This window comes from Bellilinea sp., from assembly GCF_053501535.1.
The window spans coordinates 147,220-163,721 of record NZ_JBRCOK010000025.1; the positions used below are offsets into that span (position 1 = coordinate 147,220).

12 protein-coding genes are annotated in these 16,502 nt (G+C 50.3%); 10 read left to right on the forward strand and 2 right to left on the reverse strand.

All coding sequences use genetic code 11. The features are described 5' to 3' along the window. Positions 1 to 40 precede the first annotated feature (40 nt). Entirely contained in the window at positions 41 to 844 is an 804-nt protein-coding gene (locus ACWIZX_RS02555) for a hypothetical protein (protein ID WP_448334715.1), read from the forward strand. Here ACWIZX_RS02555 and ACWIZX_RS02560 read toward each other — a convergent pair. Together ACWIZX_RS02560 and ACWIZX_RS02565 are read right to left on the reverse strand one after the other, a co-directional pair. Next, positions 837 to 2,582 carry an MGH1-like glycoside hydrolase domain-containing protein gene (locus ACWIZX_RS02560; RefSeq protein WP_448334716.1) on the reverse strand — a complete coding sequence of 582 codons (1,746 nt, stop codon included), beginning with the start codon at positions 2,580 to 2,582 and terminating at the stop codon, positions 837 to 839. The two genes, ACWIZX_RS02555 and ACWIZX_RS02560, sit on opposite strands and share 8 nt — an antisense overlap. Before the next feature lie 58 nt (positions 2,583 to 2,640). Then, positions 2,641 to 3,039, reverse strand: coding sequence for a 4Fe-4S binding protein (locus ACWIZX_RS02565; protein WP_416181002.1), 399 nt, complete (start codon positions 3,037 to 3,039; stop codon positions 2,641 to 2,643). 128 nt (positions 3,040 to 3,167) lie between these two features. On the opposite strand from ACWIZX_RS02565, the gene ACWIZX_RS02570 reads away from it, so the two are divergent. From ACWIZX_RS02570 to ACWIZX_RS02610, 9 genes are all read left to right on the forward strand, one after another. Beyond that, entirely contained in the window at positions 3,168 to 4,073 is a 906-nt protein-coding gene (locus tag ACWIZX_RS02570) for a tRNA dihydrouridine synthase (protein ID WP_448334746.1), read from the forward strand. A 125-nt stretch (positions 4,074 to 4,198) separates the two neighbouring features. Then, positions 4,199 to 5,278, forward strand: a complete 1,080-nt coding sequence (locus ACWIZX_RS02575) for an ABC transporter permease (RefSeq protein WP_322791366.1) — start codon at positions 4,199 to 4,201, stop codon at positions 5,276 to 5,278. Beyond that, positions 5,271 to 6,203, forward strand: a complete 933-nt coding sequence (locus ACWIZX_RS02580; protein WP_448334717.1) for an ABC transporter permease — start codon at positions 5,271 to 5,273, stop codon at positions 6,201 to 6,203. The genes ACWIZX_RS02575 and ACWIZX_RS02580 overlap by 8 nt, the downstream gene beginning before the upstream one ends. Positions 6,204 to 6,329: 126 nt before the next feature. Beyond that, positions 6,330 to 7,358, forward strand: coding sequence for a BMP family protein (locus ACWIZX_RS02585; RefSeq protein ID WP_322791364.1), 1,029 nt, complete (start codon positions 6,330 to 6,332; stop codon positions 7,356 to 7,358). A gap of 65 nt (positions 7,359 to 7,423) precedes the next feature. Further along, positions 7,424 to 8,974, forward strand: a complete 1,551-nt coding sequence (locus ACWIZX_RS02590; protein ID WP_448334718.1) for an ABC transporter ATP-binding protein — start codon at positions 7,424 to 7,426, stop codon at positions 8,972 to 8,974. Positions 8,975 to 9,150: 176 nt separating this feature from the next. Continuing rightward, positions 9,151 to 10,038: an FAD binding domain-containing protein gene (locus ACWIZX_RS02595; RefSeq protein WP_448334719.1), complete on the forward strand. Its 888-nt coding sequence runs from the start codon at positions 9,151 to 9,153 to the stop codon at positions 10,036 to 10,038. Continuing rightward, entirely contained in the window at positions 10,035 to 12,857 is a 2,823-nt protein-coding gene (locus ACWIZX_RS02600; RefSeq protein WP_322792619.1) for a molybdopterin-dependent oxidoreductase, read from the forward strand. Before ACWIZX_RS02595 ends, ACWIZX_RS02600 begins: the two co-directional genes overlap by 4 nt. Before the next feature lie 105 nt (positions 12,858 to 12,962). Further along, the gene (locus ACWIZX_RS02605) at positions 12,963 to 15,227 is read left to right on the forward strand and encodes a glycosyltransferase family 4 protein (protein ID WP_448334720.1); all 2,265 of its coding nucleotides are present in this window, start codon (positions 12,963 to 12,965) and stop codon (positions 15,225 to 15,227) included. After that, positions 15,181 to 16,497, forward strand: a complete 1,317-nt coding sequence (locus ACWIZX_RS02610; protein ID WP_448334721.1) for a glycosyltransferase — start codon at positions 15,181 to 15,183, stop codon at positions 16,495 to 16,497. Before ACWIZX_RS02605 ends, ACWIZX_RS02610 begins: the two co-directional genes overlap by 47 nt. Positions 16,498 to 16,502: the final 5 nt, after the last annotated feature.

Genomic DNA, 16,502 nt, shown 5'->3' on the forward strand with positions numbered 1-16,502 from the left:
CAACCCTCTTTCAATCACAATGCATTCATCCTCACTCCCTTTGCAAAAAATCTTTCTGGTCATTCTGATCTTGATAGCAGCATGTACGCATTCTCCCCTGCCAGTAAATGAAACCTCGATTCCCCAACTTACTGTTTCTCCATCCTCGTCTTTTGTCACTTTAGGCCCAACTACTACCCCTCAACCCTCTTCAACACCAACAGCCACCTTACAGCCTTTGCTTACCCCCACCTCCTGGCCGTTCCCTGAACCAGCAGGCTGCCAAAAGCCGGAAGAAGATTACACCATCATCTCGGTAAACGGGGTTTTGCTGAATCAACGCACCTACTCCATGCTTGTTCACGCAGCCGAAATTTACCAGGGTGAAATTGATATTCTTGGTTATGCGATTACTCAGGGATCATATACCCATCAGGTAGAGGCCAGCTTTGGTACCCACGCCGGTGGCGGAGCGGTTGATCTTTCCGTAATGCGAAAAGGCACCTACACCATTCTTTGGCAAGAAATACCCCCGCTCATTGATGCTTTACGGGTTGCCGGTTTTGCAGCCTGGCTGCGAGATTTAGATGAACTGTATCCCGGCTCTCCCATTCATATTCATGCAGTTGCAATTGGGGATCGGGATTTATCCCCCGCTGCGGTTCAGCAACTAACTGGCGACTATGGATACTTCCGGGGATTTTCCGGCTTGCCGCCAGGTTACGGGGGTCCCAGTCTGGATCGCCATGGCGGTCCAATCCTATGTCAATGGATGATCGAAGCCGGCTACCGCGACCTGCAGCCTACCCCCACCCCCGATCCAGTTGGCGATCAATTGGATTGTCACAAATGTCAGGTCAAGTAACTTTAGTGATATCAGCCAGGGCTGCCCGAACTGCCAGTTCAACATACAAAGCTGCAGCCCAGCCATATATCGGTGCATGTAAAACCTTTTGTTCATTTGAAAAACGACTGGCAAGCAAATTTAACAATTGCGCACAAAGAAGGTTGCCAGCTTCTGCCAGGCCGCATCTTTCCAAACCTTCCAGCAGCAAATAGTATATACTCAACCATTCCGGGCTGCGCCATAATTTTTGGCTTTCGATTTCCGTACTTTCGAGAAGAATAGTCGGTAATGGAAAATTCCTCCAAACGCCATCTTCATCGGATAAGTGCCCTATCATTTTGCGGGTTGTATCCGCTTCGCAATCCCCACATAGTAGCCCAATCAGGCTGAGCGGGGTTGGCACACATACCGGTCTTCCCTGTTGTTGCATCCAGAAAAGTCCACCCTGAGCAGTTTCATCATCGCTCTGAATTTGGGAAAGCAGCCGCTCGGATTGTAATTTCCAGAATTCTGAATCCGCAAATTCGCCAAGTGCCTGCGAGATTTTTGCCATGCAATCCATTTGAAGATACAAAAAAACGCTCAATTCGGGAGAAATGTTGCCCGGCATCTCTTCCAGAATTACCGGGTCATCCATGTCTTCCGCAAAGAGGGAGTGGCCTGACGACGAAGAAAGGCTCAACCCTTGATCGATCAAATTGAGCCACCATTTTAACCAGCGGGATAAACCATCATAAATCTCATTCAGAAATTCGATGTCCCCATCGCGTTCGAACAGTTTCCAGACAGTCCACGCCAGTAAAGGTGGACGCGACCAGTCTGCCTCGGAAGGTTGATCGCGCTTGATGATTACCCCGCTCTCGTAAATGCCATCCGGAATCATTCCATTCGGGGCCTGATGATCAAAAAATATTCGTAATTGATCTTGAGCCAGTTTTCGGTCAATGTGACGATACGCCATCGCATAAAAACAGGCGTCCCATTGCCAGATGGTGGTTGTGTGCTTTTTGGAAGAAACCAATACTTCCCGACTCAGGTAAAACCGGGTTGAAACCAAACCAGCCCGTAGTATCCACCACGCAACTTGATACCGGGCATCCATCCCGGCAATCTTGGGTACCCTTGCAAACCAATCCTGCCAAATTTGGGCGGAGCGGTTCAAAACGATTTTCGGGTCGTTGATATAACGCGCAAGACCAAGCCGGGTTGAAACATGCAGTAAGATGCCGCCGCAATTTCCACCTTCCACAACCAGACTGAACTTCCACCCTGAACCCGGCAATTTTTCCACAGCATGGTGGAGGATCTTTCGATTGGTCGAATAAACCAAGCGGGTGCGATCCTCCCCCTGCGCAACAGCCACTCCACCCCGTCGGTCAGTCACTACTTCGCTCAGGTTGATTTTACCGCTCAAACCACACGCCTGATCTGGAGGAGAGATCAAGATATTCTCTCCATCCTCAAAAGTCAGGTAATACTTTCCAATTTTAGTTTCAAAAATCAGGCAATGCGGATAGGTTTCCACAGAAAATTCGAGGGAATTTCCCTCACCATCTAAAAAATTAATCTCTTCAATCAGTGCGGGCAGATTTTGCCCGAATCTCGTGGCAATATCCTGAGAACGCAACCGGTCGGTTAACCGCAGGCTGATTCCGTTCTTTTCTGCAGTTATACTTAACCTCGATCCGCGAGATGTAAATGGAATATGACGGATATCAAGAATATTGTGAAAATCACTCAAAATGGGAAAATCCATATCCAATTCCTTGTGCATTCAATAAGAAGATTCTAACACCATTCACGTCAACTCATCCTCAAAGGGCATAAATCGCCTGGTACTCACAAGCATTTTTACAAAACTGGCAGCCGATACACAAACCTGGGTGAGTAAGAAATGGACGGTTTTCTAATCCTTCCCCTGCATTGGTAATTTGAATACATTTTACCGGACAAGAGGAAACACATTGACCGCAACCGTTGCAGCGCAAATAATCCCAGGCCGGTCTGAACCACTCCCGGATGGGAATTCTGCTGGTAACCCTTCCTGCATCGTCAAGAATTACTCCATAACCACAAACACGACCACACACCCCACAGGAAATGCAATGTGGTTCAATAATATGCCGTTTTTTCTTGTATCCTCGGATCGCCTTCACCGGGCACCATGACCGGCACATCCCACATCCAGCACAATCCTCAGTAATTTGATACAATCATCCCTCCACATAATTATCTTACTGCAAATTGTGAAAAATTTCCTTATTTCAGGTGAACCTTGAATTCACAGCCATCCTTTTTTGTTGGAAACATTCCGGTTTTTGGCAATCTCATTCTTTCACCAATGGATGGTCTTTCAGAGCGGCCGTTTCGCTCCCTTGTCCGCAAACTGGGTTCTGCTATGTCTTACACAGAGTTTATCAATGCATTGGATATTCTTGCGAATATCCAGCGCATCCAAAAGAAAATTGCCTTTTACGAGGTTGAAAGACCGGTGGTGTTTCAGATTTTCGATGATGACCCTGCCCGTATTCTTAACGCAGCCCAACAATTGATTCCTTTTCAACCCGATATCATTGACCTGAACCTTGGGTGTTCGGCCCGGCACGTTTCCAGCCGCGGAGCCGGAGCAGGGCTTTTACCTCATCCGTTCAAAGTTGCCGAAATCATTCGCAATCTGGTAAAACATCTGCCCGTACCGGTTACCGCCAAAATACGGCTGGGTTGGGATGAACAAAACCGGAACTATTTAGAAATTGCCAGAATTGTTGAAGACAACGGCGCTCAGCTGATTGCCGTTCATGGTCGCACCAGGGCACAGGGATATACTGGCCGTGCAGATTGGGATGCCATCGCTGAGGTCAAAGCATCTCTGCACATCCCGGTAATTGCAAACGGGGATGTCCAAAATGTTGCAGATATCCAACGCATACTCTCCCATACCCATTGTGACGGTGTCATGATCGGCCGGGCAGCTTTGCAAAATCCATGGATTTTCTGCCAGAAAGACCGCTGGCAAGTTTCCCCTCAAGAAGTAAAAAGCTGGATCATGTTACACCTCAATGAAATGGTCGAGTTCCACGGCGCTGATCGGGGTGTAATATTATTCCGAAAATATCTCAAACGGCTTCTAATTCCCTACCAGCTTTCCGATGAATTCCTGCTGCCTCTGTTGACAACAACCGATTTAGACTTGTTTAAAGGTCATCTTGGTGATTTGTTCCATTTTCTCATCGAACAAAAATCTTAAAATTTCAAATTTCATGACAAATACAATTTGGAAATCAAGACATTTTTTGCTATACTGTTTTTTATAAAAAGTTGTATGACATCTACCCATCCTTAACCCGCCCTCAGGAAAGGGTTACCCCCTCAATGCCATCCAAAAGTGAATATTCCCGACTACTCAATCGTACCATTGAGGCCCTCCTTCCTCTTCTGGCTGTCCCGGTGGCTTTGATCATCGGCGCAGTGTTAATTTACGCATTAGGTGTAAATCCTTTTCAAGCTTACGGAACTCTCTTTCAGGGTGCCTTCGGCAATGTTTCCGGTTTCACTCAGTCACTGGTAAAAGCAACCCCCTTACTCTTAGTGGGACTGGGGGTCACCATTGCCTTCCGCGGCGGGGTGATTAATATCGGAGGCGAAGGGCAGTTGATTGTCGGTGCGCTGGCAGCAACTGCCTTTTCAATTGGATTTTCGGAGTTGCCCCGAATAATTCTACTACCCCTGACTTTATTAGTCGCCGCCCTGAGCGGTGCGGTCTGGGGGGGAGTACCGGGTGTACTCAAAGCCCGTTTGGGGGTTAATGAAATCTTAAGCACCGTAATGATGAATGCCATTGCGCTTCAACTTTCCAACTACTTGTTGCGCGGCCCGATGATTGACCCGGCCGAAATTGAACGCGGCACTCAGATTGCTCAGTCGGATTTACTTCCTCAGGCAGCATGGCTGAGCCGCCTGATGCCGCGCACCTTACTCCACAGCGGTGCAATTTTGGCTGTGGTCATGGCAGTATTGGTGTACATCTTCCTGTGGCGCACCACCATCGGTTACCGCATCCGGGCAGTTGGCTTGAACCCGGATGCGGCTCGTTATGCGGGTATTCCGGTTCAGTTTTATCAAGCCCTTTCATTGATCCTCGGCGGCGCTTTTGCCGGTCTGGCAGGCGGTGTTGAAGTTAGCGGGGTTCATCACCGGATGATGGAAGGACTCTCAGGAGGTTATGGCTTTTCAGGTATTGTGGCTGCTCTCTTCGGCAAATTGCACCCGTTGGGTGCAATACCCGCTTCGGTTCTTTTTGGTGGTTTGCTGGTCGGTGCCGACCGGATGCAGCGCGCAACCCAGGTGCCCTCGGCCCTGATAACCGTTTTATTAGGTTTGGTGGTCCTTTTTGTGGTCAGCAGTGAAATCTGGGCTCGACGCCGCGCGCGGAGGAGGGAAACTCGTGGCTGAACTCTTCACCCTGCCCGTTTTATTAGGCATCATCTACTCCGGTATCCGCCTGGCAACCCCTTACCTTTATGCTGCCATCGGTGAAACCTTCGCCCAACGCTCAGGGGTGCTTAACCTCGGGGTGGATGGCATCATGCTGATGGGTGCATATACCGGCTTCTACGTTGCGATGAAAACCGGGAACTTGTTTTTAGGTTTGATGGGTGCGGCCATTGCAGGGCTTCTGATGGGATTGCTCATGTCGGTTGTCAGTGTTTCTCTGCAGGCCGAACAGGGTATTAGCGGCATTGGTCTCAATTTATTCGGTTTGGGTCTTTCCACCCTGCTCTTTAAAGTAACCCTCGGCGGGGTTGAGTCAATCCGCGGTTTTCAGCCCATCCGAATTCCATTATTGGGTCAAATTCCTTACCTCGGCGATATCTTCTTCAATCACAATTTATTGGTTTATGGCGCATTTTTACTGGTTCCGCTTGCCAACTTTGTATTGAATAAAACCACCTTTGGGTTAAAAGTCCGCGCTGTGGGTCAAAACCCACAAGCTGCCGACACATTGGGTGTCAACATTGTTCTGATTCGATACACTACCGTCTGTCTGGGCGGGATTCTTGCCGGTATTGCTGGCGCGTCCCTTTCGCTTGCCTTGATCAACCTGTTTCAGGAAAACATGACCAGCGGGATGGGTTTCATTGCCGTTGCTTTGGTTTACTTTGGCGGCTGGCGGCCGTGGGGTGTGATGGGCGGTGCGTTACTCTTCAGTTTTGTCAACGCCTTACAGCTTTGGGTACAAGTCAAGGGTATCAATATTCCATCCGATATTGCGGTGATGATGCCTTATATTCTCACCATTGTTGCCCTCACCCTATCAGGCAGACGCGCCCGTCAACCGCAGGCATTGACCAAACCTTTCGAGAGAGGTGAGAATTAACGTGTGGACTGGAGAAATGATTCTTTCCGACAGGAGGTGATCCGGGAACGCACACACCAATCAATTATAAAAACGGCTATTCCATCTGTTATCCACCCATTTCCCTGTTTTTTGGAGGAGTAAAAAATGAAAATGTCAATTGTTCGGATTGCACTGCTGGTTGCCCTTGTATCACTCTTGGTGAGCGCATGTGCCCAGCCCGCGACCCCCACTCAGCCCGCACAGGAAGAAAAACCCTTCCGTGTGGCAGTGGTGATGCCCAGTACAATCACCGACCTTGCCTTCAGCCAATCTTTCTTTGAAGCCTTGAAGAAAGTTCAGGAAGAGGAAGGTGGACCATCCAAATTTGAAATTGCCTACTCAGAAGGCATGTTCAACGTTCCCGATGCTGCCGCTGCCATCCGCGATTATGCCGCCCAAGGTTATGACCTGGTGATTGCACATGGTTCCCAATACGGCACTTCACTTTCTCAAATTGCCCCAGACTTCCCTGAAACAGCTTTTGCCTGGGGAACATCCCTCGACACATTTCAGAAGCAGGGCATAAACAATGTTTATGCCTATCAGGCTGAATCTCAGGAAGGCGGTTATGTACTCGGAACCATTGCCGCGTTAATGAGCAAAACCGGTGTGTTGGGTGTCTGCGGGCCGGTCAATGCTGGCGATGCCAAACTGTTTGTGGATGGCTTTGTTGCCGGTGCGAAAAATGCGAAACCCGACATTCAGGTTAACGTCACCTTCACCGGTTCCTTCTCGGATGTTTCGCTGATGGCCTCCGCAGCCGAAACCCACATCGCCGCCGGCGCCGATATGCTGACCGGTTCCTCGCAATCGGTGGTAGGCGCAATCGGCGTTGCCAAAGACAAAAGAGCGTACTGGTTCGGAACCCAGTGGGAACAAACCCCGGTTGGTCCGGAAACCGTCGTCGCCACACAGGTTTTTGACTGGACGATTGTGATTCGCGACATGGTCAAATCGGTGCGTGCCGGCGTGTTGGGCGGTAAAGCCTACACCCTCACCTTCAAAAACGGCGGATTGAAACTGGTCTACAACGACAAAGTCCCCGTGCCGGATGACATCAAAGCCAAAGCTCAGGAAACCATTGATGGCATCATGAACGGCACTATTGATCCGCTCAGCGGACCGAAACAATAACCTTTTTTATCAAAAGGGGGTGGCTTGCTTCCATTCAAGCCACCCCTTCTCTGCGGAAGTGAAAAATGAGTGATTTGCTCCCGACGGGTCACAAAAAGATTGAAGAAATGCGCATGGAGGGCATTGTCAAACGCTTTCCTGGCGTTCTGGCAAATGACCATGTCAATTTTGATGTCAAAGCCGGTGAAATTCATGCACTGCTCGGTGAAAATGGCGCAGGCAAAAGCACATTGGTTCGACAGCTTTATGGCCTTTACCGCCCCGATGAAGGCAAAATTTTTATCAATGGTGAGGAAGTCAACTTTCATTCCCCCAAGGAATCGATTGCTGCCGGCATCGGCATGATTCATCAGCATTTCATGCTGGTACCCGACCTGACGGTAGTGGAAAATGTTGCGCTTGGATTGCCTTCCTCCCGCGGAGTAATTTTGGACCTTGACCGCGTCCGAAAACGGATTGACATGCTTTGCCAGCAATACAATCTTAAAGTTGACCCGGATGCCTACATCTGGCAGCTTTCGGTTGGTGAACAGCAACGGGTGGAAATCCTCAAAGCACTTTATCGCGGTGCTGCACTGTTAGTGCTGGACGAACCAACTGCCGTGCTCACTCCACAAGAAGTGGATGATTTATTCATAACCCTCCGCCGCATGGCAACCGAGGGACATGCACTGATTTTCATCTCCCACAAACTTCACGAAGTCCTTGCCATCAGTCAGCGTGTTACTGTATTGCGTGACGGCAAGGTGGTGGGTACCCGTCCAACGGCGGGCGCCACAAAAACCGAACTGGCGCAAATGATGGTTGGCAGGCCGGTCATTCTTCAATACGAGAAGTCACCCCTTAAGATGGGGGACATTCTGTTGAAAATTGAAAATCTGGTTGTGCGTGGCGACCGCGGTACAGACGCACTCAAAGGTGTATCGCTGGAAGTTCATAGTGGCGAAATTCTGGGTCTGGCAGGCGTTTCGGGCAACGGGCAAAGGGAACTTGCGGAGGCTCTGGCTGGTTTACGACCGGTTAAAGCCGGGCGGATCATTCTCAACGGTGTGGATGTGACTCATGCCTCTCCTTCGGTACGGATAGCGACCGGCCAATCCTACATCCCGGAAGAACGCATGAAAGACGGTGCCATCAAAGATTTCAGTGTTGCGGATAATTTCATCCTTGAAGATCACACAAAATCGCCGTTTTCTTCGCGAACTTTTCTCAACTTTCGCAGCATCCGGCAGGTATCTGAACGCCTCGTCCAGGAATTCAATGTAAAAACCCCCTCTATTGATACACCCATAAAAAACCTTTCCGGCGGGAATATCCAGAAAATGATCCTTGCCCGTGAACTTTCCCGCAAACCAAAAGTGCTCATCGCTTCACAGCCAACCCGCGGGGTTGACATTGGCGCATCCGAGTACATCCATCAACGGCTGCTCGAACAACGCGAAGCCGGAACTGCCACACTCTTAATCTCCGAGGACCTGGATGAAATTCGCGCCCTTTCGGATCGTATTGCTGTCATCTACGAAGGAGAAATTGTTGGAATTGTGGACGGTAAAAGCGCCACAACCGAGGAATTGGGTCTGATGATGGCCGGCATCCGTGAAAGAACCCAGGTTTGACTTGCTTAATTCTTGAACTGAGAAGAATTGAGCCAGAAGTACTGTAATTTTGACGAAAAATATCGTAAAATAGTATAAAGAATCGGTGGTCGGAATCCGGCAGAAAGCCGGACCGGCGTCGGACCGGGATGAGTCCGTCGAAAAGTGCCGCCTTCCTAAAGGAGTCCACCGATCCGATGAATATCTGGCAAAAATATGTCATTCCCCAAAGCATTGAAGAAGCAATCTACTATCTGACTTCTGCTCCCGGCCCAGCCCGTCCAATCGGCGGCGGGACCGACCTCTTACTGGAAATCCAACAGGGACATCATCAACCGGTACACACGCTTGTGGATGTTACCCGCATTCCCGAATTACTTCGTCTGGAAGAAGTTGGGAATCAATTATTCATCGGCGCTGCCGTTCCCGTCAAAGTTATCACCGAATCTTCGCTTGTACGATACCATGCTAGCGCCGTTGCCGAAGCGTGCGGTTTAATTGGCGGCCCTCAGGTTCGAAATACGGCCACCCTTGGCGGCAATGTGGCTCATGCTCTGCCGGCAGCGGATGGGATGATTTCGCTGTTTGCATTTGATGCACAGGTAGAAATCGCCAGTCCGGCCGGCCGCCGCTTTCAGTCCATCCAGACACTTTTCAAAGGGCCCGGGCAGTCAACCCTCGACCTGAGTTCAGAAATTATTGTGGGTTTTTACCTGCCCTTGCGCCAGGCCGGTCAATCTTCTGCCTTCAGTCGGGTAATGCGTCCCCAGGGGGTAGCCCTGCCCATTTTGAACATGGCCGTCTGGATGGAACGAGACGTGCAAGTCATCCGTGACATCCACATTGCGATCGGCCCCTCCGGACCGGTGCCTCTTCGCGCCGTTCTGGTGGAACAGGAATTAATCGGTAAAACCCCTGATTTGGACACTTTGAAGAAAGCAAAGGAAGCCATTCACCAGTCCATCAAATTCCGCAGCAGCGCAATGCGCGCCAGTGCCGCATATCGGCATCACCTCAGTGAAGTTCTGCTGGAAGAAGTTATTGGTAAAGCCTGGCAACGGGCGTTTGAATTGGAGGCGGTATGAACGACCAAAATCAACTGACTGTCACAGTCAACGGAAAAACTTATCACTTGCCGGAAATCCCCGGCGAAATGCTGTCGGATTTACTGCGCTATCGTCTCAAACTGACCGGCACCAAAGTTGCCTGTGGTGAAGCCGAATGCGGCGCCTGCACGGTAATTCTCAACGGTGAACCGGTATTGTCCTGTTCTTTTCCGGCCGCCAAAGCCAACGGAGCAAACATCCTCACTATTGAGGGGCTTTCTGAAATTCATTCGACCCCTGCCCCAGATGGTGGGCAGATACCTCTTCACCCGTTGCAGCAATCCTTTATTGAATATGGTGCAGTTCAATGCGGTTTTTGCATCCCCGGTCAGATCATGACCTCTTATGCTTTACTGCAGCACAACCCGCAGCCCAGCGAAGAGGAAATAAAATACGCCCTCAAAGACACACTTTGTCGTTGCGCCGGATACCCCACCATCATCAACGCCATCAAAGCCGCCGCGAAGACATTACAAACCGGTCAGCCCATCCCCCCTCCATCGGTAGAACCTTCCAGCCACGCGGGGCAGTTTGTGGGAACGGTGCAGTCTCGCCCGGACGCCATCGCCAAAGTCACCGGCAAAGCAGTTTACACGGATGACATTATCTTCGAAAACATGCTTCACGCCCGCGTTAAGCGAGCCGGCATTCCATCCGGAATTTTACGCAAACTGGATGTTGAAAAAGCCCGCCGATTGCCGGGGGTGGCCGCCGTCCTCACCGCCGAAGACATCCCCGGTGAGCATTATCATGGGCTGGTCATTCCCGATTGGCCAATCCTGGTTGGAGTGGGGGAGCAAATCCGCACCGTTGGTGATGCGCTGGCAATTGTAGCCGCCGAAACCCGTCAAATTGCCACTCAGGCGCTGGAACTGATTGAAGCAGAGATTGAACCCCTGCCGGTAATTGATAATCCGGTCAAAGCCATTCAGGAAGATGCCCTGCGCATTCACAAAAACGGCAACCTCCTCAAACACATCAAAGTACGCAAGGGGGATGTTGAAGAAGGCTTTGCACAGGCCGATGTTATATTGGAACACACTTACCACACTCCCATGCATGACCATGCCTTCATGGAACCCGAGTGCAGTATTGCCCGCTTGACGCCGGAAGGACGCATGGAAATTTATGTCGGCTCGCAAATACCTTATTCGGACCGCAATCAGGTCGCGCGGGCGCTGGGGGTGCCCGAAGATCAGGTACGGATTATCGGTCAACTGATTGGGGGCGGTTTTGGCGGCAAGGAAGATATTGCCGGTCAAATCCATGCTGCCCTTCTGGCAAAAGCCACCGGTCGCCCGGTCAAACTGCTCTTTGATCGTCAGGAAAGCCTGATCGTCCATCCCAAACGTCACGCCACCCAGATCCGTGTCAAAGTTGGCGCAAAGCGAGATGGAAGGCTGACAGCAGTCGAAACTGAACTTTTTGGGGATACGGGTGCTTATGCTTCCCTGGGTGAAAAAGTTCTGACCCGCGCCACCACCCATTCCTCCGGCCCGTATGAGGTTCCGCACGTCAAAGCCGATTGTTACGCCATGTACACCAACAACCCGCCTGCTGGTGCTTTTCGTGGTTTTGGCGTGATGCAATCCGCCTTTGCCATCGAATCGATGATGGATACTCTTGCTGAAACCCTCAACATCCATCCGGTAGAATTGCGCAAGAAGAACGCCTTGAGGGTTGGCAGTGTTACCAACACCGGGCAGGTGCTGCGCGAAAGCGTTGGTTTAATGGAATGCATTGAAAGGGTCGAAGCCGAAATGAACCGTTTGAGCGGCGGTGATCCCTTTACACCAAAGCGGGTGGAGGGTGCCCCTCATCTGGTACGTGCCTGGGGTTTTGCGGTTGGATACAAGAACACCGGTTTGGGCGGCGGCGCTCCCGACAAGGCTGGTGCGGAGGTCGAACTGCGCCGCGACGGTACTTTTCAAGTGCGTTCGTCTTCCGCTGAATTGGGACAGGGTTTGCCCACCGTCCTGCAGGTAATTGCTGCGGAAGAGCTCAACCAGCACCCACGTCAGATTGATGTACTGCTCATGGATACCGACCTGACCCCGGATGGCGGGCCGACCACCGCCTCGCGTCAGACTTTTGTCACCGGCAATGCGGTTCGCCACGCCGCCCGCGCACTGCGCCAGTTGTTAACCAGTGAGCTGGCTGAGCGCTACGATGTCCCCCCTCAGGAAATCCGCTTCATTGAAGGTCTGGCTCAAGTGAATGGAAAACAAGTCAGTCTTTCCCATCTGGCAGAGCAAATGATCGAATCCGGCCGGCAGCCGCTCGCCTCCTACACCTATTGGGCGCCCGCCACCCGACCCTTGGGACAGGGAGGGGATATGCACTTTGCTTTTTCCTTCGCCGCACAGGCTGCGGAGGTGGAGGTCAACACGCGCACAGGCGAAGTAAAGGTTTTACGGCTGATCATTGCCAACGATGTTGGAACTGCGATCAACCCGCTTGGCTTGCGCGGTCAAATTGAGGGTGGGGCCATCATGGGCATTGGTCATGCCCTGACCGAAAACTTCATCGTGGAACAGGGCCGCGTAATCACCGACCGATTGGCACGCTACAGGATGCCTTCAATCACCCTCACGCCCGAAATCATCCCGATTGTGGTAGAACACCCGGTATCCGAAGGGCCTTTCGGGGCCAAAGGAGTCGGGGAAATCGTTCTCATCCCGACCATTCCGGCAATTACCAATGCGGTTTATCATGCCGTAGGCGTGCGCTTCGACCATATCCCTATAGATCAGGAAAAAATCTTGCTGGCGCTGAAGGAAAAGACTGCATCGGTCTGATATTGTACAAAGGTTATACAAACAACCAAAAAGGCTGACTTTCCTCCTCTCACTCGCTAAAATGAACGTATAGAAACGTTCGTTTTAGACGTGAGAGGAATTTTTATGGAACTCAACCGTTCAGCCAGAGGTTATCAAAGCAATCCCCTGCCCACACCGTTGATTGGGACATCGGATAGCACATTTCGTTTTCACCGCCATCAACTTTTCACCCTTGAACGGGCAAAAAATCTTAACCATTGGCTATGTCTTCCGGTTTCAGGTGAAAATCTGCTCCAGGAGTGGTTGAATCTGGAAAGGTTGTGGAGTGTTAAGAAAGTCACTTCAACCGAAATTGAACATACCCTCGCGATTGTTTCAAACGAATTCCACCGTTCCGCCATTCTGCGAGGCTTGCTCCGCAATCCTTCGGTCAATTTGACCGTTCAAATGCTGGATTGGATCAGCGATCATTCATTAAACAACTCACTGATTGTTCAGATGTTCAAACAAAACTTGCATACGCTTTCTGATCTCCATCCTCTTGCCAATCGCCTGATCTCCTTATTAGAAAACCCACAAACTTCTCCTCAGCGCACAACTGCCTTTCTGACACTGGCATCCCTCCACCCCGAACTGGCACTGCCCGATTCTCTGGTTGATTCTCTTTTGAATCGTTATCATGCTTTTCCATCGGTTGCATTTGGATTTTTGGAATATCTCGCTTCGCATCACAACTCCAATGTCCTGGCGCAATGGGTAGAAAAAACTCTCCAGCAGACCGAATTCCCCTATCCGCTCAATGTGGCGGTCTGGCTTTCAATGCGCCAAATACAGCCCTCCCTATTCGACCTGTACTTTCAGGTTCTTAATGAACTTCAACCAGAAAAGACGAGTTCAGTCAGCCGTCTCAAAACCTTTCTGAATGAATTAATCCTTATCAATCAAAAATTGACTTACTCATATAAAGATAACCCGGGCATAACCATCGCTCAATTCATGTTTCACGGCTCCATTGATCAACCGGGAGTTGGCGATAGCGGCGGTTTGTCTACTTTCCTCAGTCAACTCGGTAATGCCCTTGCAGAAAATGAGAATATCGAACGCATCATCACCTTCGTCACCGTGCCGGGTTCTTGCGATTCTGGAATACCATTGGTCAGCGGGGATCAAAGCCATCTGCGGGTTAATCTCCCGATTCATGACAACCAGTGGATTGCCAGAGACGATTTCCTGAGCCATCCCTTGCAGATAAAAACCCTCCTCCGCCTCATTCTACGGGAAATCCATCTTTTACCGGATGCCTTTCATTTGCGCTTCAACGATATTCAAACCCGCACTGTGGCTGAAATTGCCCTGGAGATGAATATCAAGACCATATTAACCCTCACTGCCGACCCTCACCGCGCCCTTGAAAAGCGCTTGGAAATCCATTCCCCCATGCAGCAGGAAGATTATCAATCCTTAAATGCCGCGCTTTTCCGTGTGCTGATTGCTGATCAACTTCTTCACCTGGCTTCTTCGGTCGTAATTCTGCCATCTCGAATGGGAATTGCCGATTTGCTCCCCTATTTTCCGCAACTTCCTCAACTGATTCGCCAAAAAACTTTTGCTCTCATCCCCGAAGGAATTGAAATTGCCCCCCCTGCCATGGTTGCTCAAGAGGAAATTCAACTCCTATTGACCAAAATCGGACGTTCAAAAGAGGATTTGTCCCACAGTCGCCGTCGCCTGATTTTAAATGTCGGTCGCCTAAGTCCGATTAAACAGCAAGACTTGCTGGTTGAAGCATGGCTGAATTCCGGGTTATGGAAAAGCGTTGACCTGATTCTAATCGGCGGGTCTCCGGTCAATCCAACCCCCACAGAAGAAAAAATGCTTCGGTCGATTAACCACTTATTGGAAAAATATCCCCATGCCCGCTCCAACTTTTTTCTTCTCCCCGCCCTTCCCAACCATCAAATCCGGGCTTTGGAAACACATCTGGCAGATGATTATCCTTTGAACCAGCCGCCTCTGTATGTCTGTTCAAGTCTCAAAGAGGAGTTCGGCATTGCCATACTGGAAGCCATGTCAGCCGGCTGGCTGGCAGTGGGACCTCAGGCAGGCGGACTTTCCAGTTACATTCGGGATGGAGAAAACGGCTTCCTGATGGATACTTCCGAATCTGCTTCTATTGAACAGAAACTGATGGAGATCCTGGCTGTGGAGGAAGAAAAATTAAAAACTATTGCTGCACGAGGACAGCAAACCATACGCCAGAATTATGATATCCGCTCGATTGCACGGTTACTGGCTGATCTTTATCTCAAAACGGTATCTTTTGCCATTCCCAAAACGCACCATGAAAACCATACTGATTATCAGCCCGCCGTTTTACTCACACTTTAACCCGCTGCTAACGATTGCCAAAGCCCTGAAATCCTCCGGCCGCGTTCAGGTCATATTCGCAACTGCGCCATCCTTTGAAACTCAAGTGACTTCCGCCGGGTTGAACTTTACACCATTAGAAATCAGTCCAAATGCCAATACCGGCATCGCAGAACAAACCCGCCAGAACCACCGTGAGGCTCAACGCTTGCAGCAATTTTTCAGAGCAACCCAGCGCGGGGCAATACCCACACTGTTGATTCAGACAAAACACCGCCGTTTAGACATGCTGCCCGATCCTCTGCCGATATATAACCAGATTCAACAACTTCAGCGTATCTGGCAGCCTTCGCTCTATCTGGTAGACCAGTTAAACTATGCTGTCACGCTCTCCCTATACGCTTTGGGATACCCTTTCCTTACCTTTTGTCCCGGACATCCCACCTATATTCCTATCGAAGACCAGACTTTTGGCGTTCCGTATGCTTTCCCATCTGCCATTCAACCGAGCAGCCGCGCTATCCACAGGTTGAAGTTGCTGGCGCAACAGACTGAGCAGGAATTTACGGCCATTTTTAACCGGTTTTTAGAAGAACACGCCCCCAACCAGGCGCAGGTTGAGAATGCTTTTGGTTTGGCTTCCTCACAGGCAATTCTGTTCAATTACCCTGATTTCGGTCACCTGCACCTCCAGCGCATACAGCCGAAAAAATGGTTCGCCGGGCACTGTTTTTCTCCAAATTCCTCCCTCGATCCGGAGTGGCGGGAGATCATCCATAATAACCGCCATGCCTCACCCAAAATCCTGATCAGCTTTGGCACCTTTCTGTCAGCACGCATGGATGTGCTCAAGAAGGTTTTGCAAACGGTGATAGCAGCATTTCCCCACGCATTATTGATCGCCGCCATTGGATCTCACTCCTCAGAATACACTGAATTCAACGATCCCCGCGTCATTTTGCGCGAATTTCTCCCTCAAACTGCTCTTCTCCCTTACATAGACCTGGTCATTCACCACGGCGGGAACAACACATTTACCGAAACACTCTACCACGCCAAGCCGATGATCATTTTTCCCTTTTCCAGTGATCAGTTCGCTATCGCCCACGACGCTGAGCGGTTTTCACTGGGTAAGGTTGTTGACCCCAATAACTTTCTTCCTGAAGATTTAGCGAGTAAAATTACATTGTCACTATCCGGGGAGTTCAATTCCTCCTTGAAAATCTGGTCAGAATTCAGTCAAAACCGCGGAGCATTTTATTTAGCTGAAGCAATTTTATCCCTGCTCTAACCAAT

Bases quoted from the DNA above. Each gene is read 5' to 3' on its own strand.
- ACWIZX_RS02600 (WP_322792619.1), top strand. From the start codon at position 10,035: ATGAACGACCAAAATCAACTGACTGTCACAGTCAACGGAAAAACTTAT.
- ACWIZX_RS02585 (WP_322791364.1), top strand. From the start codon at position 6,330: ATGAAAATGTCAATTGTTCGGATTGCACTGCTGGTTGCCCTTGTATCA.
- ACWIZX_RS02560 (WP_448334716.1), bottom strand. From the start codon at position 2,582: ATGGATTTTCCCATTTTGAGTGATTTTCACAATATTCTTGATATCCGT.
- ACWIZX_RS02605 (WP_448334720.1), top strand. From the start codon at position 12,963: ATGGAACTCAACCGTTCAGCCAGAGGTTATCAAAGCAATCCCCTGCCC.
- ACWIZX_RS02610 (WP_448334721.1), top strand. From the start codon at position 15,181: ATGAAAACCATACTGATTATCAGCCCGCCGTTTTACTCACACTTTAAC.
- ACWIZX_RS02590 (WP_448334718.1), top strand. From the start codon at position 7,424: ATGAGTGATTTGCTCCCGACGGGTCACAAAAAGATTGAAGAAATGCGC.
- ACWIZX_RS02570 (WP_448334746.1), top strand. From the start codon at position 3,168: ATGGATGGTCTTTCAGAGCGGCCGTTTCGCTCCCTTGTCCGCAAACTG.
- ACWIZX_RS02595 (WP_448334719.1), top strand. From the start codon at position 9,151: ATGAATATCTGGCAAAAATATGTCATTCCCCAAAGCATTGAAGAAGCA.
- ACWIZX_RS02575 (WP_322791366.1), top strand. From the start codon at position 4,199: ATGCCATCCAAAAGTGAATATTCCCGACTACTCAATCGTACCATTGAG.